Source organism: New Jersey aster yellows phytoplasma, from assembly GCF_002554195.1.
In the GTDB taxonomy this organism is placed as follows: domain Bacteria; phylum Bacillota_I; class Bacilli_A; order Acholeplasmatales; family Acholeplasmataceae; genus Phytoplasma.
The window spans coordinates 1-24,337 of sequence record NZ_MAPF01000019.1; the positions used below are offsets into that span (position 1 = coordinate 1).

Genomic DNA, 24,337 nt, shown 5'->3' on the forward strand with positions numbered 1-24,337 from the left:
GATTCGTAATCAATTAATCGAACTTCATTTACCTCTTTGGTAAAAAAACTAGTTTATCAATTTAAACATTACCTTAAATCTTTAACTAAATAGGAATTATATCAAGAAGGGATTTTAGGATTAATAAAAGCTCTAAATAATTACCAAGATTTAGCTAATACTTTTGCTTGTAATGTTTATAATATTGATACAGAACAAAAACAAGAAATATCAGTAAAAGAAGAATACAGAAAAGAAGATTTTGATATTTTTAAAGTAAAAGTATTAAATCCTGCCGATAAAATAAGAAATGATTTTCTTCAAATAGCTATTATTAATTGGATTTTAGACGATTCAACTACTTTAGAAGAAATAAAAAAGATATATTTAATCGTTTAATAGGGGAAGAAAGTATTTTTTTACCTCTTGATATGTACAGAAACTCTTTAGCCCAAAATTTCTTTACTTATCCCACCAAACACTAAATTAAATAAATAAAAATAACTTTTTGAACTATTACTTTAGTAGCAGTTTTATTTTCGCCTTCGTTATTGGTATATTTTTCAATTGACAACGTTCCTTCTAAATATACTTTTGAACCTTTATGTAAATACATACTCATATTTTCAGCTTGGTTTCTAAAAATAACACATGGAATGAATTGAGTTTTATCTTTATTATTTACAGCTATTTGGAAATCTAAAAGTATCTAAAAAACTGAACAGCCCAGAATATTAGAACACAGTCCTAAATCTACTTCTTTAATTTCAGTTTTTAAATTGGAAGTTTCATCACCTAAAATAGTTTCCCAAAAAAATATTTTAACTTTGAGAATCATTTTTTTACTCTTCTGTTAGAAACTTAACCCTCCTATAATAAAAAAACAACAAAAATAAATGCAATTTTACTCCTTTATATTTTTTTGATTTTTTAAAAAATTATTAATTCTTATTTGTAATTAGAAAATCCAAAATTAGAAAATTTATTATTTTATTTATTATTTGCAATAAAAAAGCACTTATTTAAAAATGATAGTTATTTAAAATAGCAATTATGAATAAAATAAGTTTTTTATTTAAAAATGAAGTAATTATTTATTTGTGTGACTTGTTAATTTATGTTTTATTATTTATATGTTTTTGTTTTATTTTGCATTCCATTGAGGTGTTCCAAAAGTTTAGACACTTTTTACTTTTTAAAAACATCCTTTTAAAAATTATCTTTTTTTGCAAATCATTTCTTTTAAAAATATTTTGATTTCACATTTTAATTCATCAACTAAAAACAAACAATTTTAATTTTGTAAAATTCAATTACCAATCTCAAAAGCATTATTTATGATTGTCTTTTTTGATTTTATTCAAATTAACTTTTTTTGCTTTTTCCAATCACCAAATAAAATTTTTTCATTTCACCACAAAAAACCCCCCTACTACTCCAAAAACATCATCAAAAACCAAGTTTTTTTGGTATAATAAAGATTAAATGTTTAAAAAAATTATGCAAGGAACATATAAATGAAAAAAAAATAAGCGAACAAGAAATTATTAGACATCAAAAAATGAATGAATTAAAAAAATAAATATCGATCCTTTTGGAAAAAAAATTGTCCCTTCTCATTCCATCAAACAAATTATTTTGCAATACCAAAAAGAAGATAGTTTAGCCTTCGAACAATCACAAATCAATGTTTGTGTAGCTGGTAGAATTGTTTTAAAAAGAGGACAAGGCAAAGCGGGTTTTTTGCATTTACAAGATTTTGATTTTCGAATACAAGCATATGTAAAGTTGGATTTGGTGGGAAAAGATGCTTTTCAAATTTATCAAAATTGTGATTTAGGAGACATCATAGGCATCAAAGGGTTTTTATTCAAAACCAAAACGCAAGAATTAACCATTAAAGCCTTGGAATTTATTCACCTTACCAAAGCTCTAAAACCTTTACCTGACAAATTTCATGGCTTGCAAAATCGCGAAGATATGAGAAAAAAACGCTATGTTGATCTAATCGTAAACGAAAAAACAAGACAAGTATTTTTAACTCGCAGTTTGATTATGAAATACATTAGAAATTTTTTTGATAATCAAGGCTTTTTAGAAGTAGAAACCCCCATTTTACAACCAACTTTGGGAGGCGCTTCTGCCAAACCTTTTATCACTCATCACAACGCTCTTAATTGTGATTTTTACTTGAGAATTGCCACCGAATTGCCCCTTAAAAAATTAATTGTTGGTGGGATGAATAAAGTCTATGAAATTGGACGTCTTTTCAGAAATGAAGGAATTGACGCCACACATAATCCCGAATTTAGCACTATTGAGGCTTACTTGGCTTATGCTGATATGCAAGATATTATGGACTTAACAAAACAATGCTTACAAGAATTAGTCCAAAAAATTTTTGGCAAGTTGCAATTTACTTACCAAAACCAAGAAATTGATTTTTCCCATTTTGCAAAAGTAAGTATGGTTGCATCAATCAAGGAAAAAACAGGAATTGATTTTACAGACCATTTTACCTTGGAACAATGCCTTTCTTTGGCAAAAAAACACAAAATTGAAGTTATGCCCCACTTTAGTCAAGGACATATCATTGAGGCTTTTTTTGGAAAATACGTAGAAAATGCCCTCATTCAGCCTACTTTTGTCTACGGACATCCACTGGAAATAAGCCCTTTGGCAAAACAAAATGAATTTGATCCTCGTTTTACTGACCGTTTTGAACTTTTTATCGTAGGTAAGGAATTTGCTAATGCTTTTAGAGAACTTAACGACCCTATCGAACAAGAAAAACGCTTTTTAAACCAATTAAAACAAAAACAATTAGGCAACGAAGAAGCCAATGACATGGACTATGATTTCTTAAACGCCCTTAATTATGGCATGCCTCCAACTGGTGGTCTTGGAATGGGAATTGATCGTTTGGTTATGCTTTTAACCGATACTGCAAATATTCGTGATGTTATTTTATTTCCGCATTGTAAAAATCAAAATAAATTCATATAATACATAACCATTAAAATAATCATTTTTTTGATGTGTTAATTTATCATCAGAATTAAAATAAATCAACCAAAACAAGAATATTTTTATTTTTCAGCCAGCAAGGAAGTGTAATTATGAGAGGCGTTTTTTATTTGCAAAGTTTTTATAGCTTATTGCAAAGTCTTAATTCTTTAGAAACTTTGGTGCAAAAAGCCAAAGAAAATAATTATGATTTTGTTGCTTTGAGTGATGATAATTTATATGGCATGCCAACTTTTTTAAAATTATGTCATAAATACCAAATCAAGCCTATTTTAGGACTTAAAATAAATTTTTTTCACAACAATCAACTAGCAACACTTTTAATTTATGCTAAAAACGACCAAGGAATCAAAAATTTAATTCAAATTTCAACTATTATTAAAAATAAAGAAACACCCCAAATTAACTTAAATAAAATTGCTAATTTAGGAAAAGGTTTGTTTACTTTGATTCCTGGAGAAAATCCTTTTTTTGATGAAATCTTTTTCCGCGACCAAAAAGATAAATTTTTTCAAATATCTACTCAATTATTAAAAATATTTGACGAACTTGTATTGGGTATTTCTTATCAAAATTCCTTTTTGGAATTACTTTCTGAAAACATCATTGATTTTGCAAACCACTTCCAAATTCCTTATGTACCAGTTAATAAAACTTGCTATGATACTTTTCAAGCCCAACCAACCTATCAAATACTTACACAAATGGAAAATAAAAAAACGACAACCAAACTGATTTATCTTTTTTAACCAAAGATAATTTTGATAGCACATACAACGCCCAAACACACAAAAAAATGTTTATTTATTTAAAAAAATTAATCTTTTCTATTAAATATCAAAATTATTTACCACAAAAATTTTTTTTGCCTTCCTTTGTTGATTTTTTACAACCCCAAAAAATAACTGCCAAAGATTACTTAAAACAAATATCTTATGAAGGTTTACGCCAATATATTAATTTTAAAAGCCCTAAATATACGAAATACCAACAAAGACTAGATCAAGAATTAAAAATTATAGCTGATATGGAATATGATAATTATTTTTTAATTGTAGGTGATGTTGTAAGATACGCCAAAAAACAAGGTATTTTAGTAGGCCCTGGTAGAGGCTCTTCTTCGGGTTCTTTGGTGTGTTTTTGTTTACAAATTACAGAAATTGATCCTTTACAATATGAACTTATTTTTGAGCGTTTTTTAAATCCTCAAAGAAAAAATATGCCAGATATTGACCTTGATTTTCCAGACAATACAAGGGATTTAATTATTCAATATGTTTGTCAAAAGTACGGCACCAAACACGTAGCAAGTATTATTACTTTTGGTAGATTTGTAAGTCAAAAAGCCATCATTAATGAATTAGTGAAATTTATGCCCACAGTAAAGGAATTCCAAACCAAACGTGTTTTGGCATATTTGGATAAAAAAAGCACTTATCAAAAAGAAACTTTGGATTTGCAAATGAAAAACTTACTTACAATGGCATCTTATATCGAAGGAATGCCACGCTTTACAGGGACCCATCCAGCAGGAATTATTTTAAGCCAAATCCCTCTTTATCAAATTATTCCTTTACAAAAAGGCACTCACAATAACTTACAACAAACCCAATGGGAAGCCTCTGACCTTGAATCAATCGGACTTCTCAAAATAGATTTTTTGGGATTAAGAAGTCTTACTTTGATAAATCAAATGGTTTTAGCCATTCAAAAAAATAACTTCAAATTTAGTCTTTTTAAAATACCTTTAAACGACAAAAAAACTTTTGAGTTGTTGCAACAAGGAAAAACAATAGGTATTTTTCAATTAGAATCTTACAACGCCAAAATCTTTTTACAAAAAATGATGCCCCAAAAGTTCGAAGACCTAATTGCCTTACTTGCCTTAAACAGACCAGGACCCATCGATTCTTTTAATATGTTTTTAAAAAACCGCCATCAAAAAACTACCACTTTTTTTAGTCCTTTGATTGATTTTATCCTCCAACCCACTTATGGCATTATTCTTTATCAAGAACAAATTATGCAAATTTTAGCTGTCTTTGCCAAATACAGTCTTGCCCAAGCAGACCTTTTTAGAAGAGCTATTAGCAAAAAAGAAAAAGATTTATTATTGCAAGAAAAAAACAACTTTATTGCCCAAAGCAAAGAACAAGGACGTGACCTTACAATAGCCTATAAAATTTATGATTATATTTTAAAATTTGCCAATTACGGTTTTAACAAAAGTCACAGCGTCGCTTATTCTTTAATTAGTTATCGTATGGCTTATTTAAAAGCCAATCATTTTATTGCTTTTGTAATTACTTTATTAAATGATGCTATTGGGGATACATCCCAAACAGAAATTTTGCTAAAAGAAGTTATCCAAAAAGGAATCATTATAGAACCACCCCATATATTTAGTAGCCAAGATAAATATTATTTTCAGGACAATAAATTATTTTTGCCTCTTACCATTATTAAAGGAATAAATGTTTCTTTTTGCCAAGAATTAATGAAAAAACAAAAAAATTTAATTAAAGAGTACCAAAAATTAACAAAAACTTCACAATCTCCACTTTATTATTCTTTTAAAACGTTTAAACAACAATTATTTCCTTTCCTCACTGAACCTTTATTAACTAATTTAATTTTTGCAGGTGCCTTTGATAAAATGGGATTAAACCGCAATACTTTGGAACAAAACAAAGATTTAAAAGAAGTTAAATATTATCCATATTCAGACTACGAACCTGAAATACACCCAGAATTGCCTTTACAAGAACTCGTCATTAAACAAAAAAAAGCATTAGGGTTTGGACTTCATAATTTATTAATCAATCAAAAAAATAAATCTTAAATATTATTTTATTATAAATACAAACACATTATTAAATTAATTTTACTATTCAAGAAAAGGCATGGATGTTTTAAAAGATGTTATTTATCACATTGAAACGCATTATATTATAACTATTCGCGCATCAATTCCTTTATATGCATTTAATGGCGCTCGCAAAATTAAAGCTATGGGTGTTAAAATGGTTCTTTCTGGCGAAGGTGCTGATGAAATTTTTGGAGGTTTTCTATATTTCCATAAAGCTCCTAATACTCCATAATTATACAAAGAAACAGTCCGCAAATTAGCTTAATTACATTTATATGATTGTGCATGATCCAACAACAAAACAATGAGTGTTTGGGGAGCAGAGGTGTGAGCATCTTTTTTAAACAAAAACTTTTTAGATGTTGCCATGAGACTCAATCCCAAAGATAAAATGTGCTGCATAAATAGCAAAGGCGTCAAAAAGAATAATTTTCTGATGGAGTAGACTACAGTTGGATTGATGCTTTAAAACAACTTGCCCAAACCAAAATCACAGATATGTAATTAAAAAAAATACTTATGTTCCTTTTCTTTATAATACTCCTACAAATAAAGAAGGCTATATTTATCGCGAAATTTTTGAAACCTTATTTCCTTTGTGAAAAAAAAGCTTTTTAAAAAATAAAAGATCCTTCAGGACGCGTTGCATTAGGAGCTCATAATAAAGCTTATAAGGACAAATAAATTTTATTAAAAAAATCGCCAACTTAACTTTATTTTTCTCTTTTAATTGTTTTGTGCGAACCAAATATAAAATAAAAAAATAATCCAAAATCAAAAATCACAAATTATATATTTTGAAAACATTTCTAACATACATTTTTACAACTTTCATCCCAGAAAGGATATTTATATGAACCAAAAAACAAGAAAAGCCTTAATTAAAAAAACAATTTTCCCCAAACTAACCCACCCAAAAAAACTTTTTTAAGTAGCAAACTGTTAAGCAATTGCATTATTTTTAACTCTATTGTCATTGTTGTATTGGCAATTTATTTAAGCAAACCTACTCAAACAGATATTTACCAAAAAACCACCCAATTACATTTAACAGCAATGGTAGCAGGAATGTTTTTGGGAGGCACTATTTTAGGATTAAAAAAAGGATCTTTTGGTGTTTCTTTAGGAGTTTTATTAGGATCTACCTTAGGAATGTGGCTATCGTTACTTACTAAAGGACAAATTATTTCGATAATTCAAATGTAGTTTTTTTAATTTTAATCCTGAACCCTAATATTTTTAATTTCCAAAATAAAGAAAGTGTAATCATTTTTATGCAAACCAAAATCAAAAAATTAATCGCACAATTCCACACCAGTTTACAAAAAAACAAATATGATTTAGACAAATTAATGATCTTAGACAAAGAATTTTTAGGCAAAAAAGGTATCTTGTTTGAACTTACCCAAGAACTAAAAAACCTCCCTCATGCCCAAAAATCAGTTGCAGGCAAGTTAATTAACTTTTTAAAACAAGAAATTATTTTCACTTTACAAAAAGAAAAAGAAACTTTAAAAAGAAACCAACTAAACGCCAAAATACTCCAAGAAGAAATTGATCCTACTTTACCAGCATTTAATTTTTGCCAAGGAAGCACTCACCCCCTTAATCAAATCATTGAAAAAATTGAAGATTTGTTTTTATCTTTGGGCTATGAAATTAAAGAAGGCAACGAAATCGAAACCCTTTTTTATAATTTTGAAATGCTCAACATGGGCAAAGGCCATCCCGCAAGAGAAATGCAAGACTCTTTTTATATTGATTCTCAAAAACTTTTGCGAACACATACTTCCAACATCCAAGTTAAAGAAATGAAAGCTCGCCAGGGAAAACCCCTCAAAATTATTTCTTCTGGAAAAGTTTACCGCAAAGACGATGATGATGCTACCCATAGCCATCAATTTATGCAACTCGAAGGGCTTGTAATTGATAAAAACATTAATTTTTCCGTTCTCAAAGAAACTCTTTTACTCATTACCAAAGAATTATTTGGAAATTCTCAAGAAATTCACTTAAGACCGTCTTATTTTCCCTTTACCGAACCAAGTATTGAAGTTGATTTAGTAATTACCAAAAAAGATGGAACCAAAGAATATTTAGAAATTTTAGGAGCTGGTTTAGTTCATCCCCAAGTTCTTAAAAACGCCAATTATGACCCTGAAAAATATCAAGGTTTTGCCTTTGGAATAGGTATTGAAAGAATTGCTATGATTAAATATCAAATTGAAAATATTAGATATTTTTATGCCAATGATATTCGCTTTTTAAAACAATTTGCAAGGAACGCCGACAATGAAAATTATTGAAAATATTTTAAAAAACCATCTTTTGCAACCCCTTTCGCAAAATATTTTTGTATTAACTAACAATTATATTACCGAAGTACAAAAGTTCTCCCCCCTATCCAAAAACACTAATTTAGTGGTGGGACAAATTCTTAACTTTCAAAAAATTCAAGACTCCCAAAAATTAAATTTAGTAGAAGTTAACATCGGAATAAAAGTGGTCAAAATTGTTTGTGGAGCTTCTAACTTACAAAATGGCAAAAAGGTTATTGTAGCTTCAGAAGGTTCTTTTTTGGAAGGTATAAACTCCACCCTTAAAAACAAAAAATTTATGGAGTTTTTTCGGAAGGGATGCTTTGTGCTTTGGAAGAATTGGGCATTAGTAACAAATTTTTAACTCCCCAAGAACAAGAAGGAATTTATCTTTTTGATGACCCCAACGACCAAATTGCTTTGGGAAGTAATGCTTTAATTCCTTTAGGAATGGATGGTTTTATCTTAGAATTAGGAATTACTCCCAATCGTGGTGATCTTTTATCTCACATAGGTTTTGCCAAAGATCTTCAAGCAGTTTTGGCTTCTCAAAACTCCAATAAAAAAAAGAAAAAAAACAATCAACTACAAAACAAAAAACAGTAAAGACCAAACAAACCGAAAAACAACTCCCAAATTAAACCCCGATTTTTTTGCAAAATTACCTCAATCTCCTTTAAAAGTCCAAATTGAAAGCGATAGTTGTTATGAATATAACGTTTGCATTCTTGAAAACATCACCATCAAACCTTCTCCTTTATGGTTGCGCAACACCCTCCTACAATCAGGCATCAACCCCATCAACAATGTTGTTGACATCACTAATTTAATTTTAATCGAATACGGCATTCCCCTACACGCTTTTGATTCTGGCACTATACAAAAAATCAAAGTTAGAAAAGCCTTTCCACAAGAAACTATTACAACTCTTAACCAAAATGATTTTGTTTTAGATGAAAATGATTTAGTTATTACAGATGGCAAAAAAGCCATTGCTCTAGCTGGTATTGTAGGACTTTTAGAAAGCAGCATTAAACCTACAACTACCAAAATTATTCTTGAAGCTGCTTATTTTTCGCCCCAAACTATTGCCCAAACTTGTCAAAAACTCAAAAACAAAACCGAAAGTTCCCTACGTTTTGAAAGAGGCATTGACCAAAATCTTATTCCTTTAGCTTTTCAAAAAGCATGCCAACTTTTAGTCACTTTAGCAAATGCCAAAATTACTTACCAGCCCACAATTACAAAACAAAAAATCCGCACTAATCCCACTATTTCTTTAGATCTTGATTTTATTACAAGAAAAATTGGCTTTTCTTTGTGCCCTACTCAAATCAAAAATTGGTTATTAAACCTCGATTACCAAATACATACACCAAAAAATTTAACCCTACAGAACAAAAATGAACAATTAAACCTCCAAGCGCCTTTACGTCGTTATGATGTCAAAATCAAAGAAGATGTCATTTCTGATTTGACTAGATTTTATGGTTGTCATAAATTACCTCCCCAAACAATTCAAATTCCCACTCAAGGAAAATTAACCTTGAAACAAAAAAATATTAGAGAATTGCGCAAACTCTTAGTTAATTTAGGATTTTATGAAACTATTACTTACAGTTTAATTAGCTCCGAAATGTTTGAAGCTTTTGCTCCTCAAAAACCCTTTATCAAAATAATGAATCCTTTATCACAAGACAAAATGATTTTAAGACAAAGTTTGTTAAGTAGTTTAGTAGAAATTTTAAGCTATCAGCACAAACGACAAACCTTTGATACTGCTTTTTTTGAAATTGGAAAAGCTTATTTTCCCAACCAAGAAAAATTAAGTCTTGCTTTTGTTTTGAGTGGCAATTTCTTAAATACTTTGTGGCACAAACAAGATGTTTCAAGTTCTTTTTTTGTTACCAAAGGCATCCTTGAAAAAATTAGTTCTTTTCTAGGTATTACCCTTACTTATCAAAAAACACAAAAACATAGCAATTTTCATCCAGGAATGCAAGCCAATTTATTATTTAACAACCAAATAATAGGAGTCATCGGAAAAACTCATCCCCAACTTAATGCCAAACACCACTTAAAAGAAAGTTTTCTTTGTGAACTATTTTTATCGGATGAAATTCTTAACACTACAAAAACACTTACATTCCGACCAATCCCTAAATTTCCTACTGTTATTCGTGATTTATCCTTTTTAGTAGATACCAAATATTCCTTTTATCAAATCGAACAAATCATTAAACAAACCACTCCTTTTGATTTAATTAAATGTGAATTATTTGATGTTTATCAAACGCCTACAACCAAAGAAAAACAATCCTTTGCCCTTAGATTTTTTTTCAATAACTTAGATAAAAACTTAGAAAAACAAGACGTAGAACATTGCATGAAAAAAATTACTTATAATTTGATTAAACACTTTCGCATTGAAATTAGATAAAATGGAATTATATTGTTTTTTTAAGTATATATGCATATAACAATTTTGATAAAATAATTGTGTTATTAAATTAGTTTTTACCCCTTTTTAAATTTTTTACACTTGCATAATTATAAATTTTTTTTTAAATCAACAAAGTAAATAAAAGGAGACTTTAAAAATCTTTAATGTCAAAAATTTAAGTAAAATTTACGTTACTAAACGCGGTAACATGACGATGGCTTTGAAAGAAGTTTCTTTAAAATTACCTGATAAAGGTATGGTTTTTATCTTAGGTAAATCAGGTTCTGGTAAATCTACTTTATTAAATGTTTTAACAGGAATTGATGTTGCAAACAGCGGTGTAGTTGAAGTATGCAAAGTTCCTATTACAACTTTTAATCAAAGAAATTTAGATAATTATCGTAATGGAATGATTGGTTTTATTTTCCAAGAATTCAACTTAATAGAAGATATGAATGTATTTGAAAATATCGTCTTAGCATTACAATTACAAAATAAAAAACCAGATTTTACCTTAATTAATGATTTAATGAAACAAGTAGGGTTGGATGTTTCATTTCTAAATAGAATAGTTAATGAACTTTCAGGAGGCCAAAAACAACGTGTTGCTATTGTTCGTGCTTTGGTGAAAAATCCTAAAATGGTCTTTGCTGATGAACCTACAGGAAATCTAGATTCAGAAACAGGAACCCAAGTTTTTGATTTGCTTCAAAATTTAAGTAAAGAAAAATTAGTAGTTATTGTATCTCACGATATTGAAAATGCTTATAAATATGCTGATCGTATTTTAGAATGTAAAGATGGTAAAGTCTTATCAGATATGACCAGAAAGAAAGACACTACTAAAAAAATCAAAGACAAAATGCTAGTATTTAAAGAAGGCCAAGTTCTTACATCTGAAATGATTGCAAACTTAACTGGGAATCCCGCTTTAGAAAATTTTGATAAAACTGATGAGACTAAAGTATTACAACAAGATACTGATTTTGTATCTTTTCCTAGTCGTTTGCCTTTTTCGTTTTTTGCTAAGTCTGCTTTAAAGAGTTTTAAAAATAAAAAGCTTTTCTTAATATTATCAGTTTTAATTACTACTATTGCAGCTAGTTTTTTTGGTTTGACTACTTTTCCTACATTAAGTGGTAAAATTGTAGGAGCCGAAAAAAAACTTTTTCATATGAAAAAATTACTAGATGAAAAAATAGAAAAAGATTTAAAAAAACAAAGCAAAAATCAAAATTATTATAATCATCAATATATGATGAAAGAAGAATTAGAAGAAATAAAAATATTTTATGATGTTTTAGGCGAAGTAAATGTATATTTTCGTATTCGCGATGTAATAAATAATAAATGGACTATATTGTTTATTTTATTCGTTCCTGGTGCTATGGTTATGCTTTATTTTTCTATGAGTGCAAAAATTCAAAATAAAAAAATGGGTATTCTAAGAGTTTTGGGTTCTAATGGTGTTAATGTTGGTAAAATTTTTGTAGTAGAAGCATTCTTTTTTGCTTTTTTCCAAATGGTTTTAATTTTTGTATTTTTCTTATTATTTTTAATGAAGTTCAGTTCATTATCATACTTTTTTTCATCTTTTGAAATGGAACCATTAAAAGATTTTGAAAATGTAGAAGAAATTTTAACATATTATAAAGAGGCAAAAAAAGAAAAAACAGCAGAACTTTTAAAAGCATATGGCGAAAAATATGAAAATAAAAAATTGGAAAATTGGAAACAACCCATAATAGATAAATATTTCAACTCTGTTTTTAAAAACAAATATTATGTTTTAGCTAGATGGGGAAATATGTCATTTTATGCCTTTAATCCTTTTGTAAGAGTCTTTTTATTCAATTTATTAACATTCAGTTATATTTTTTTGTAACTCTACTATTTATATCTTTAATTATTTATAAATTGTCTAACAAAAAACCAGTTGACATCATCAACAATAAATAAATATTAATTGAAATACCATATATTAAAATATATGGTATTTTTTTTATCTTAAACTTACAATTTTCATTATTTTGTTTTATCATTTATCTTAATTTCAAGTACAATTTAAGTGTAGATGTATATTATCAAATAACACTAAATTAATTATATTTAGTAACACAATGAAGATATATATACATTTAATCAAAAACCAAACCAATATAAATAAAATAAGGAGTATTACAATGTTAACGAATGTGTACGACCCCCTAAAAGGTAAACAATTCCAAATACTTGACGAAAATGGCAACATTGTTCAACCTGAATTAGAACCAAAAATATCTAAAGATGTTTTATTAAAAATGTATAAAACAATGGTTTTAGGTAGACAAGCTGATTTAGCAGCCTTAAAATATCAACGCCAAGGACGTATGGGTAACTATTTACTTAACTCAGGGCAAGAAGCATCTCAAGTAGGTGTCGCTGCTGCCTTAGAACCCCAAGATTGGGTATCGCCTTATTATCGTGATGCAGGAATTTTTCTTTACCGTGGAGTTTCTTTAGAAAAATTTTATCTTTACTGGTATGGCAACGAAAAAGGTTCCCAATTAGACCCTAAGTTGCGTATTTTACCAACTAACATTATTATTGGATCTAGTGTTAATTTAGGAGCAGGACTTGCCTTAGCAAGTAAAATGCAAAATAAAAAAGAAGTAACTATTGCAACTATTGGAGACGGAGGAACTGCACACGAAGAGTTTAATGCAGGTCTTAACTATGCTGCTGTTTTTGGAGTACCATTAGTAGTATTTATTCAAAATAACCATTATTCCATTTCTAATCCTCGTAACAAAGTATCGAAAGCTAAAACTTTAGCTCAAAAATGTTATGCTTGTGGAATTCCTGGTATTCAAGTAGACGGCAACGACATTTTAGCTGTTTATGTAGCAGCCCAAGAAGCTTTTAATGAAGCACGCAAAGGAAACGGTCCTACTTTAATTGAAAATGTTTCTTATCGCTTAGAAGCACACTCTACTAACGACAATGCTTCTGTTTACCGTAGCAAAGAAGAAGAATTAGAGTGGCGCAAAAAAGACCCAATTGTGCGTTTTCAAAAATACTTGATGAATAAAGGTTATCTAACTCAAAAACAAGTAGAACAGTTTGAAAAAGAAGCCCAAGAAGAAGTTATTTTAGCACACCAAAAAGTAGAACAAACAGGCAACAACATCAATATTAAAGATATTTTTGCATACACTTATGAAAAAATGACTCCTCAATTAGAAGAACAATACGAAGAATGCAAAGCTTTTTTCAACACAAAGGAAGGTAAATAATAATGGCTTCAATGACATTACTAGATGCAATTAATCAAACTTTAGATAGTAAGTTAGCAAAAGATCCTAGAGTAGTTATTTTTGGACAAGATGTAGGAAAATTAGGTGGTGTTTTCCGTGTAACTAAAGGTTTACAAGATAAACACGGAGAAACTCGCGTTTTTAATTCTCCTATTGCTGAATCTTCTATTATCGGAAGTGCTATCGGACTTGCCATTAACGGCATGCGACCAGTTGCAGAAATCCAATTCGATGGTTTTATTTTTGTAGGACTAGAAGACCTATTTGCCCATGCAGCCCGTTTTCGTAACCGTAGTCGTGGTAATTACACAGTACCTATGGTAGTAAGAGTTCCAGTTGGTGGAGGTGTAAAATCCTTAGAACATCATTCCGAATCATTAGAAGTAATTTTAGGCTCTGTTCCTGGTCTTAAAGTAGTTATTCCATCTAACCCTTACGACGCTAAAGGATTATTAATGGCTGCTATTAACGACCCTGATCCAGTAGTCTACATGGAACCTAAAAGAATTTATCGTGGGTTCCGTCAAGAAGTTCCCGAAACAGACTATGAAGTCGAAATTGGTAAAGCCAAAGTCGTTCAAGAAGGAACAGACATTACAGTTGTAGCTTGGGGAGCGATGGTACCAGAAACACTATTAGCCCTTAAACAACTTGATCCTAATGTTTCCGTAGAACTAATTGATTTAAGAACTATTAATCCTATTGATAGAGAGACTGTAATTACATCTGTGAAAAAAACTGGACGCTTTTTAGTAGTTCATGAAGCATGTAAAACTTACGGACCTGCAGGAGAATTGATCGCTTTAGTTAACGAACAAGCTTTCTTATACCTAGATGCAGCTCCTTCCAGAGTTACTGGAAACGACATCACGATGCCTTTAGCAAAAGCAGAACATTATCAGTTTTTAAGCCCTGAAAAAATAGCTGATGCTATTAAAAAAGTGGTTTGCGAATAAGATAGCAAAAAAGATATTAAAGACAAACTAACCCCTTTTGTCTCAAAAAACAACACATTAAAACTTCCTCCAAATTAAAAAATATAATATATCTAAATCAAAAACTAAAAACCACAATCACAAACCAAAATAAAATTAAAAAACAAATAAACCCCTAAACAAACTGCATTATAATCAAGGAGATAAAAATATGTTTGAATTTAAATTTGCTGATGTCGGCGAAGGCATTCATGAAGGCACAATTACAAGATGGTTTTTTAAAGTGGGCGACCAAGTAAAAGAAGGTGATGTTTTAGTTAAAGTTGAAACTGACAAATTAGACGTAGAACTAACTTCTCCTGTAGCAGGAAAAATTTTAAAAAGAGACCTTAAAGAAGGCGAAGTTATTTGTGTAGGAGACACTATCGTTTTAATCCAAGAGCCAGGCGACACTGATACAGACGTTAAAAATTTTTCTTCTCAAAATCTTAATGAAACCACAACAGAAGAAAAAAACGACAACCAACAAACACAAACATCCTTACAAGCTTATTTACCGCCTCAAAAAGTACTTGCTACTCCATTAGTAAAAAGTCTAGCTAAAGAACTAGGACTTGACCTTACAACAATTAAAGGAACAGGCGAAAACGGAAAAATCTTAAAAGTAGATTTACAGAACACAACTAACCCTTTGCAACCACAACCAATCCAACCAGCAAACTCTTTTGTCAAAGAACAACCAACTCCAACTTTTGCCGCATCTAGCCAAGAAACAGAAGTAGTCAAAATTTCTCGCCTCAGAAAAGCCATCGCACAAAAAATGGTTCTTTCCAAAGGCAAAATCCCAGAAACTACTATAATGGACGAAGTAAACATTACTGCTTTAGTAACACTACGCAAACAAGCCAAAGATCAAGCACAATCCCAAGGAATCAAATTAACTTTTATGGCTTTCATCATGAAAGCAGTAGCGATTGCCTTACAAGAATTCCCAGTATTTAACGCTAGTTATGATGACGTTAAAGAAGAAGTTACTTACAAAAAATTCATTAATTTAGGAGTAGCAGTTGATACCAAAGACGGTCTAATCGTCCCTAACATCAAAGATGCTAATAAATTAACTCTTTTAGAAATGGCACAACAATTACAACAAGTAGCCAAATCCACTACCGAAAGAAAAGTGGAATTAAATCAACTGCAAAACGGTACTTTTACTATCACTAATTTTGGTTCTATCGATATTACTTACGGCACTCCAGTTATCAATTACCCTGAATTAGCTATTTTAGGAGTAGGAAAAATTACCAAAAAACCTATAGTTGAAAACAATCAAATTGTAATTGCAGACATGCTTCCTCTTTCCTTAGCAATTGACCACCGTATTATTGATGGCGCTGATGGCGGTAGATTTTTAAAACGCGTTAAAGAATTACTAAATACTCCCACTTTACTGCTTTTATCCTAATAGAAAGACCAAAGGCAAATTATGAAAAATTATGATGTTTTAGTGATTGGTGGAGGTCCTGGTGGATACGTTGCTGCCATTAAAGCTGCTCAAATTGGTGCTAAAGTTGCTTTAGTAGAAAAACATAAATTAGGTGGTATTTGTCTTAATTACGGCTGTATTCCTACCAAAGCTTATTTAAAAAGTGCTAAAATTTATAAAGATATAAAACGTTGTTCTGATTTTGGAATTAAAGTACAAAACGGCATTTCTTTTGATTGGTCCTCCATTTTATCACGCAAAAATAAAATTGTTGCTCAACTTACTACAGGCATATCTTTCCTCCTTAAAAAAAATAAAATTGATTTTTATCATGGGTTTGCAAGTGTTCTTTCTCCTTGTGAGGTCCAAGTAGAAACTAACTTATTATACACCAAAAAATTAATTATTGCAACAGGCAGTACCGCTTTTGTTCCCCCTATTCCAGGCGCCCAAGAAGCTTATCAAAAAGGAATTCTTAAAACTAGTAAAGAGTTACTAAAACTCGAAAGCTATCCTTCCAAAGTTACTATTGTAGGAGGCGGTGTTATTGGAGTAGAATTTGCAACTATTTTTAATTCTTTTGGTAGCGAAGTGACTATTTTAGAAAGGAAAGATACTATTCTAAATGGTATGGATCAAGACGTTGTTGTTGCATACACTAAAAAACTTCAAGCAGATGGCATCCAAATTATGACTCAAGTAGAAGTAAATAAAATTAATGAAAATCGAACTACCTACACTCAAAAAGGAACTGATAAAACAATTACTTCGGATGTTATTTTAATGGCTGTAGGTACTAAAGCCAATCTTGCGGGTTTAGAAAAATTAAATTTAGTACTTAACCGCAATAGCGTCCAAACTGATAATTTTTGTCAAACTTCAATTCCTGGAGTATATGCTATTGGCGACGTAAACGGCAAATACATGTTAGCTCACGTGGCAAGTCATGAAGGCATTGTAGCTGCAACACACGCTTTAGAACAAAAAGTAAATCCCATTAACTATGACCGTGTTCCTGCTTGTATTTATGGTTTTCCTGAAATTGCTTCTATTGGTATGACCGAACAACAAGCCAAAGACAAACAAATTGATTATAAAGTTTCTAAAATATCTCTCGGAGCTGTTGGCAAATCTTTAGCTGAAGGTGAAAAAGAAGGCTTTGCTAAATTAATTGTTTGCAAAAAACATTTAGAAATTTTAGGAATGCATATTTATGCTTACAATGCTACTGAATTAATTAGTGAAATGGCTGTAGGAATGGAACTCGAAGGAACTGCTTATGAACTGTCTCAAGCAATCCATCCTCATCCTACCTTATCAGAACTTACTTTTGAAGCTCTTTTAGGAGCCGTTGATAAGCCAATTCATTCATAATTATATTTTGATCTTTGAACAAAAAAAGAACCTTTAATAGGTTCTTTTTCCTTAAATGGGTGATGATTCAATTATGAAAATAAAAATAAGAATAAGGAAATGAATCGAAATAAAACGACGAAACTAAAATAAAGGTGAATCGAAATATAAATATTAAATCCTCAAATATTTTCGAATAAAAGGAGATGATAAATAATGATCACTAAATATAACATTAGAAAAGTTTTATTTTTTATCTTATTATTTGCAGATTTTGCCATAGCTTTTCTCGAAAAAAGCCAAAATATTTATAATCCCAGATAAATATTGGGCATTAAGTTTGCCTTTTATTTATTTTTTACCATTTTTTAAAACTTATAAATAACAACAAAAATAACAACAAAAATAACAATCTCCCAACCCCTTAAAATCAAAAAAAAGGAATACATAAAAAATGTTAATAGACACTCACACTCATCTCAATCTTAAAACATATAAAAATAAATTAGATGATGTTTTTCAAAAAGCTTGGAATAATGACGTCAAAAAAATGATTGTTATAGGCATGGATGAAAAAACTAACCAAAAAGCCTATGAAATTGCTAATAAATATAAAGAAGCGATGGTAGCTTTTGGGATTCATCCTTGTTCTGATTTTTCCCAAGAAACTCCCGAAAGCATCATCAAATACCTCAATCATCCGCAAACAGTTGCTATAGGAGAAATTGGTCTTGATCTTCATCACAGACAAGATAATTTAGCTATCCAAAAAAAGTTTTTTCAAGCACAAGTTAAAATTGCTATCCAATATAAATTACCTATCATTATTCATGCACGTAAATCTTTTGAAGAAATTTATCAAATTTTACTACCTTATCGCAATCAAGTTAGAGGAGTTTTTCATTGTTTAGTTTTTAGTTTAGAAGAAGCCCAAAAAGCTTTGGAACTAGGTTTTTACATTGGAATTGGAGGAGTTGTTACTTATCCTCATGCCAAAGCTGCCCATGAAATTGCAAAAACTATTCCTCTAGATAAAATTTTATTAGAAACTGATTGTCCTTATTTAACTCCTTATCCATTTAAAAATGAAACCAATGAGCCTTCTCATATCAAATTAATTGCCCAAAAAATTGCTCAATTAAGAAATATTTCTTTGCAATATGTTGCTACTCAAACAAGTAATAATGTAGCTAAGTTGTTTTTTAATAAAAATTTTTTTTAATATTTTTGGTATATCCAAAAATATTTGAAATATAAAATAATTCAAAATCACACTCAAAAAAATCCCTTATATAATAAAAAAATCAACTCCGCTTATACGAAGTTGATTTTACTTTTTTCTTCTTCATCAGTTTGGCGAAAACTATCTACATCTAACCAAACTTCAGGAACAGTACCACATTTACTTTGTTTAACTTTTCCTTTTAACACTTTAATAACTTGTCCTGGTTGCAAGAAAAACTCAGGATTATCAGCATCAATATGAGTAAAATTGATAAGAACTTCATCATATTTTTGTTTACAATTAACAGTTCCTACACAAACATTAGTAGCAAACCATTGTCTTTTTGAACTACCATTTTTTTTAAATATCTAACTTTTACTTCTAAATAAAAATTTTTAACTTCGGTTGCTTGTTGCATGCATTCCATTTTCTAACACTTCCTTTTACAATTTTTTGTTGATAAAATCGTTAATTTTCAAGTTTAATCCCTTACTTAAAAACTTAAAATAATGAAATTATCTCCTAATATGATAAAATAATATTGAACTGTTTAATGTAGTTTTTTTATTTAACATTTCATTTATTATTATAGCAAATTATTATAAATTTTATTTTGATAAAAAAATTATTTTCAATAAATTTATCATTAATTTGTTCTAAATTATCTTTTTATTTCTATAATTATTTGTAAACCAAACTTTGATGGCATTATTTACTTCTTTATTTTTGCTACATTTTTGCCAAGACTTGCTAATTGCAACTTTAAAATTATTTTGATAATACTTTTTCTGAAATTTTAACTCAAAAAGGCTAGAAGATAATTATTATCAAAGTAATTTATTATAATTAATTATAATTTTTCAACACTTCATAAAATAAACAACCAAATTATTGGTTATTTCCATTTTTATTTTTTGCCTCTTTATATTTTGATTTGGCAAAAATAAAATATTTTTTTAAAAACCAAACTTAAAAAACTCAAAAGTTTCATTTACCAACAAAACAATTTAATCTACAAAAACAAAATCAAATTTTAAAAAACAATACACAAAAGAAAGGAGTTTTTATGATTAAAATAGCAATAGATGCCATGGGAGGCGATTTTGCCCCATTAGAAATTGTCAAAGGAACCCTGCTTGCCTTAAATAAAAATACAGAACTTCAAGTTTTTTTATATGGCAATCAAAAATTAATAACTCCACTTATTGAAAAAACTCCTTTTTTTGGAAACAAACAAATTATCATCAAACACACGCCTTATTTTTTAGGATCAGCCGACAAAAATATAAGAGACCAATTGAAAACCACTCCTAATACTTCTTTATTTTTAGCTCTTGAAGCAGCCAAACAAGACGAGGTTCAAGGAGTAGTTTCAGCGGGCGCTACCCAAACTTTGATCTTAGCAAGTCATCTTATTCTTAAAAAAATGCCTTTAATGAAAAGAATTGCCATTGCCCCTATGTTTAATTCATTTGATAATCGAACAAGAATTTTGCTAGATGCAGGAGCTAACACCGAACTAAAACCCCAGCATTTGCACACTTTTGCAAATTATGCCACCATTATAGCCAAAGAAATTTTAGCAATTCCAAATCCTCAAATAAAACTACTTAACATCGGAACAGAGCCCACCAAAGGAAGAGCTTTGGAACTTGAAACTTACCAACTTTTATCGCAAGATTCTAATCTTAATTTTGGCGGCAATGAAGAACCTCAAAACCTTCTTACAACTTCAGCAGATATTTTGTTAAGTGACGGATTTACTGCCAACATTGCCTTAAAAACTTATGAAGGAACAATGCTTAATTTCATGAACCACTTAAAAAATATCCTTACTAAAAATTTTATCAAAAAAATTGCCACTAAAACTTTGTTTCAAAAACCTCTACAACAATTAAAAAACCAAATAGACCCACGCCAAATTGGAGGAGCTATGCTTTTAGGACTTAACAAAATTGTTATTAAAGCTCACGGTTCTTCCCAATCTTACGCTTTTTGCCAAGCTATTTTACAAACTCAAAAACTAATTAAAGCCCAAGTAAATCAAAAAATTGCTAATGCCTTAGAAATTGCCAAAAACAAAGAAAACCAAACTAAAAAAATATCAACATCAACTATAAATCCCAAAACCTCCGAAACCACAAAAGAAAGCTAATACTTATGAAAAACATCCAAATTCTTTTTCAAACCCTCAATATTTTTCCCAAAAACCTTGTCCTTTACAAACAGGCTCTTACACATAGCTCTTATTCTAACGAACAAACCCCACCTCAAGAAGACAACGAAAGACTTGAATTTTTAGGAGATGCCATCGTAGGCTTACTTATGGCTGACTATCTTTATTCCCAATCCAAAGAAGACGAAGGCATTATGACTAAAAAAAGAGCTCAGGCTGTGTGCGAAAAGTCGCTTACCATCTACGCTCAAAAAATTGAATTGCAAAATTATCTTCTTTTAGGTAAAGGTGAAAAAAACAAAGATTTTAATGCTAAAGGCATTATGGCAGACACTTTTGAAGCCTTATTTGGTGCTATTTATCTTGATTTAGGATATTTAACAGCCAAAAAAGTTTTTCATAATATTGTCTTACCTCACTTAGCCAAAACTATTTATATTATTGATTTTAAAACTCAATTACAAGAAATAGTTCAGTCAGAAAAAAAACTATCCAATATAAAATAGTCCAAGAACAAGGACCTGCTCATTCTAAAAATTTTGTAGCAGAAGTCTATTTAGAAAAAAATCTTTTAGGAACAGGTGAAGGTAGCACTAAAAAATCCGCTGAGCAAAAAGCAGCCCAACAAGCATTGTCCAAAGTTGCCAAAACCAAAGACCTAATCAAAAACAAAGGCGTCAAAGAAAAGGAGCTTTAATAATAATAATATGGTTATTTTTCAAAAACTTTACGAAGATGGTTTTTTACAAGTAGAAAAAATGTTAATCCAAGAGTATCAAAAATTAGGGTTAACTTACCCTGAACTAACTATTTTGCTATTCTTGCTAGATTTTTCCAAAAAACGTGTCTTTTCTTCCAACGCCTTAGCCAAAAAAGCAGGGATCACTAAAAAAGAAGTAGAACATATTTTGGAACAATTGATGTCAAAGGATTTTTTTGACCTTTCGCAAGAAACCAAAAACCATAAAATTATTGAAGTTTTTTCACTGCACCCCACTTTTGCCAAGCTAGAAAAAATCTATCAAGACCAAATTCGCGAATCCAAACACCAAAACCAACTTACCTTAATCCAAAAAACTATTGAATGTTTAGAGCAAAACAAAGGACAAACTCTTACATCTAATGAATTAGAATTAGTTAGAAATTGGTATCAAGACCAAGAATTTAGTCATGAAGAAATTAAAAACACAATTGAAGAAGCCCTTTGTGTTAAAAAAACTTCTGTTTTTTACATCAATACTTTGCTTGGAAAAAAGAAATTTTTGACAGTTGTACCTGATGAAAAAGCAGACAAAGCTTTAGCAAAACTTTTTAAAAAATAAAATAACACTTAATTTTAACAAACAAAAAGTCAATCTTACTCTTTTTATGTGTTATAATTACTTATGTAATTATTTTTTTAGTATTTCAATTATTTTATTTATGAAAAAATAACTATCAAAGGAATTAAAAAGATGAAATTTTTAGAAAATAAACGAGGAAAAATCATTACTGGCGCTATTTTTATTACTGTTACTCTTTATGTAGGTTTAGGATTTTATATTTCTTTTAATCCTGTTAACTGGCTTTCTCCTAAAAAAGTTTGGGCAAAACAAGCAGCTCATAATTTGTATAATTCAGTTGAAAAGTTAAAAAAAGAAGAAAATAAAGGCAATGTTAATTCTAAACTTGCGAGCATTAAAACTAATTTAGAAGCAGTAAATAAACACATAATTGAATATTATAAAGAATCAACCAGCGATGAATACCCAGCAGTAAAAGACCTATACGACAAAATTGTTCAAGCAAAAGACAATGCTTATAAAAAAATAGAACCGGATGATAAAGCAACTGATGATACCTTTAAAGAAATTAAAAAATTATTTCAAAACGATAACACCAAAAACCTCCAAGAAAAGTTAATAATTTAACTAAATAAAATACCCTTTTTAAGGGTATTTTTATTATCCATATACGCTGTTCCAAAAGTTTAGATACTTTTTTTTGTTGCTTTTTAAAAATTCTTTAAGACTAAAAAATTAAATTAGATAATTTAATATCTTTTCAAACTAAGTAAATATTTTTTAAAATATTTTGTCCTTACGTTATACATTTAGGTAAAAAAAGTGAAAACTCCCATATAAAATGAAAATATAATTTATATAAGATTTTGGGAATATTGAGAAGGAGATAAATAATTTAATTTAGCTAAAATTGATTAATTGTTCCAAAATTTAGAGAAATAATTGATTATTTTTTTAACTTTTTCGTTGGTTTTTTGAAATAAAAAAGGATGTTTATGTTTTAAGATAGTTTTCATTTAGCCGAAAAAGTTTTCAATTACGGCGTTATCACGTGTAGTAGCTTTTCTTGACATGCTGATTGAAAACTTTTTTTTAAAAGTTGTTGGGATTTTAAATATTGATAAAATGTTCTTTGATTGGAATGAATTATACAAGGTTCTTTTAATAGAGGTAATTTTTTTGATGGGGTTTAAAATTAATTCTTTATTTTGATTTTTTGAAGTGTAGGAAACGGTTATTTGGTTGTTAAAAGAGTTTATGATGAAAGAAAAATATAAAAAACCTTGGTGAGTTTTGAAATAATTGATGTCGGTAAATGGTTTTGGAGGGTTTTATTTCTTTAATTAATCAATATGTATCTTCGTCTTTATATTCATTAGTTTCTTTAATAGTTCCATCTTGGTTGTAATAAGTTTCTTTAATTAATAAGTCTTTATTTTTATTATGTTCTGTTATTAATTTAATTGTTTTGCCATCATCATAAAAATGAGTTGATTTTTTAATAAATAACATTGTATCTTGGTCACGTTCGGCAATATATTTTATTGCTTTTCCATCGGGTTGATAATGAATCACTTTATTATATTTACCTGTATCTTGATTAATTTCATTAATATGATGAATTGTTGTGCCAGCACGGTTGTAGTATATTTTAGGTGGATATTTAATTTTTGGTGGTTGTTTTTCTGATATAGTTGGTTCTTGTTGTTGTGTTAATTTATCAACTTCTTTATCAATTTTATTAAGGATTATATTATAGTTTTCTTGTTCTTGTGGGATATCAGTTTTTGAGTTTAAATTATGTTGATTTTGATCATAAGTTTTAGGTTGAATTTTGTTATTAACTAATAATAAAATTATTAAAATAAAAAATAATAGAGACTGAAATAAATAACATACAAATTATAAAGATTTGATTTTTGGTTTTTTTGATTATTGGTTTTCATA

Annotated in this window: 18 protein-coding genes and 6 pseudogenes; 20 read left to right on the plus strand and 4 right to left on the minus strand. The window is 29.2% G+C overall.

The annotated features are described in order from the left end of the window. Position 1: 1 nt before the first annotated feature. Positions 2-165 (plus strand): annotated as a pseudogene (locus tag BBA70_RS03645) (sigma factor); the annotation flags it as partial. Between the two features lie 295 nt (positions 166-460). Here BBA70_RS03645 and BBA70_RS00715 read toward each other — a convergent pair. Then, positions 461-682: pseudogene (locus BBA70_RS00715) on the minus strand (single-stranded DNA-binding protein); the annotation flags it as partial. Between the two features lie 6 nt (positions 683-688). Further along, the gene (locus BBA70_RS03650) at positions 689-817 is read right to left on the minus strand and encodes a hypothetical protein (RefSeq protein ID WP_274376783.1); all 129 of its coding nucleotides are present in this window, start codon (positions 815-817) and stop codon (positions 689-691) included. Positions 818-1,540: 723 nt separating this feature from the next. Here BBA70_RS03650 and lysS point away from each other — a divergent pair. The 19 genes and pseudogenes from lysS (at position 1,541) to BBA70_RS00815 (ending at position 23,017) form a co-directional block, all read left to right on the plus strand. Next, positions 1,541-2,985, plus strand: a pseudogene (lysS, locus tag BBA70_RS00720) (lysine--tRNA ligase). A gap of 113 nt (positions 2,986-3,098) precedes the next feature. Next, entirely contained in the window at positions 3,099-3,755 is a 657-nt protein-coding gene (locus BBA70_RS00725) for a PHP domain-containing protein (RefSeq protein WP_252861455.1), read from the plus strand. 47 nt (positions 3,756-3,802) lie between these two features. Then, positions 3,803-5,848 carry a DNA polymerase III subunit alpha gene (gene dnaE, locus BBA70_RS00730; protein WP_252861456.1) on the plus strand — a complete coding sequence of 682 codons (2,046 nt, stop codon included), beginning with the start codon at positions 3,803-3,805 and terminating at the stop codon, positions 5,846-5,848. 43 nt (positions 5,849-5,891) lie between these two features. Beyond that, a pseudogene (locus BBA70_RS03895) lies at positions 5,892-6,474 on the plus strand (asparagine synthase-related protein); the annotation flags it as partial. 385 nt (positions 6,475-6,859) lie between these two features. Then, entirely contained in the window at positions 6,860-7,081 is a 222-nt protein-coding gene (locus BBA70_RS00740) for a hypothetical protein (RefSeq protein WP_252861457.1), read from the plus strand. A gap of 68 nt (positions 7,082-7,149) precedes the next feature. Then, entirely contained in the window at positions 7,150-8,181 is a 1,032-nt protein-coding gene (gene pheS, locus BBA70_RS00745) for a phenylalanine--tRNA ligase subunit alpha (protein ID WP_011412416.1), read from the plus strand. Beyond that, positions 8,168-8,557, plus strand: coding sequence for a hypothetical protein (locus BBA70_RS00750; protein ID WP_252861458.1), 390 nt, complete (start codon positions 8,168-8,170; stop codon positions 8,555-8,557). Before pheS ends, BBA70_RS00750 begins: the two co-directional genes overlap by 14 nt. After that, positions 8,512-8,799 carry a hypothetical protein gene (locus tag BBA70_RS00755; RefSeq protein ID WP_252861459.1) on the plus strand — a complete coding sequence of 96 codons (288 nt, stop codon included), beginning with the start codon at positions 8,512-8,514 and terminating at the stop codon, positions 8,797-8,799. Before BBA70_RS00750 ends, BBA70_RS00755 begins: the two co-directional genes overlap by 46 nt. Further along, the gene (gene pheT, locus BBA70_RS00760) at positions 8,711-10,633 is read left to right on the plus strand and encodes a phenylalanine--tRNA ligase subunit beta (protein WP_252861460.1); all 1,923 of its coding nucleotides are present in this window, start codon (positions 8,711-8,713) and stop codon (positions 10,631-10,633) included. The genes BBA70_RS00755 and pheT overlap by 89 nt, the downstream gene beginning before the upstream one ends. A gap of 211 nt (positions 10,634-10,844) precedes the next feature. Then, positions 10,845-12,521, plus strand: a complete 1,677-nt coding sequence (locus tag BBA70_RS00765) for an ABC transporter ATP-binding protein (RefSeq protein WP_252861461.1) — start codon at positions 10,845-10,847, stop codon at positions 12,519-12,521. Between the two features lie 298 nt (positions 12,522-12,819). After that, the gene (gene pdhA, locus BBA70_RS00770) at positions 12,820-13,911 is read left to right on the plus strand and encodes a pyruvate dehydrogenase (acetyl-transferring) E1 component subunit alpha (RefSeq protein ID WP_011412419.1); all 1,092 of its coding nucleotides are present in this window, start codon (positions 12,820-12,822) and stop codon (positions 13,909-13,911) included. Between the two features lie 2 nt (positions 13,912-13,913). After that, positions 13,914-14,888 carry an alpha-ketoacid dehydrogenase subunit beta gene (locus BBA70_RS00775; RefSeq protein ID WP_011412420.1) on the plus strand — a complete coding sequence of 325 codons (975 nt, stop codon included), beginning with the start codon at positions 13,914-13,916 and terminating at the stop codon, positions 14,886-14,888. Between the two features lie 190 nt (positions 14,889-15,078). After that, positions 15,079-16,332 (plus strand): dihydrolipoamide acetyltransferase family protein, encoded by a 1,254-nt coding sequence (locus BBA70_RS00780; protein WP_011412421.1) that lies wholly within the window; start codon positions 15,079-15,081, stop codon positions 16,330-16,332. A 21-nt stretch (positions 16,333-16,353) separates the two neighbouring features. Continuing rightward, a complete protein-coding gene (gene lpdA, locus BBA70_RS00785) occupies positions 16,354-17,727 on the plus strand; it encodes a dihydrolipoyl dehydrogenase (RefSeq protein WP_011412422.1) in 1,374 nt (457 codons plus the stop codon). 433 nt (positions 17,728-18,160) lie between these two features. Further along, the gene (locus BBA70_RS00790) at positions 18,161-18,928 is read left to right on the plus strand and encodes a TatD family hydrolase (RefSeq protein ID WP_011412423.1); all 768 of its coding nucleotides are present in this window, start codon (positions 18,161-18,163) and stop codon (positions 18,926-18,928) included. 1,069 nt (positions 18,929-19,997) lie between these two features. Next, the gene (gene plsX, locus BBA70_RS00795; RefSeq protein ID WP_011412425.1) at positions 19,998-21,086 is read left to right on the plus strand and encodes a phosphate acyltransferase PlsX; all 1,089 of its coding nucleotides are present in this window, start codon (positions 19,998-20,000) and stop codon (positions 21,084-21,086) included. Positions 21,087-21,091: 5 nt separating this feature from the next. Next, positions 21,092-21,804 (plus strand): annotated as a pseudogene (gene rnc / locus BBA70_RS00800) (ribonuclease III). Between the two features lie 10 nt (positions 21,805-21,814). Beyond that, on the plus strand, positions 21,815-22,429 hold the full coding sequence (locus BBA70_RS00810; protein ID WP_252861463.1) for a DnaD domain protein: 615 nt from the start codon (positions 21,815-21,817) through the stop codon (positions 22,427-22,429). A gap of 132 nt (positions 22,430-22,561) precedes the next feature. Further along, complete coding sequence (locus BBA70_RS00815; protein WP_252861464.1) at positions 22,562-23,017, plus strand: hypothetical protein; 456 nt, start codon at positions 22,562-22,564, stop codon at positions 23,015-23,017. Between the two features lie 287 nt (positions 23,018-23,304). Here BBA70_RS00815 and BBA70_RS00820 read toward each other — a convergent pair. Continuing rightward, positions 23,305-23,712: pseudogene (locus BBA70_RS00820) on the minus strand (IS3 family transposase); the annotation flags it as partial. A 25-nt stretch (positions 23,713-23,737) separates the two neighbouring features. Next, entirely contained in the window at positions 23,738-24,256 is a 519-nt protein-coding gene (locus BBA70_RS03740; protein WP_308495554.1) for a DUF2963 domain-containing protein, read from the minus strand. Between the last annotated feature and the right edge of the window lie 81 nt (positions 24,257-24,337).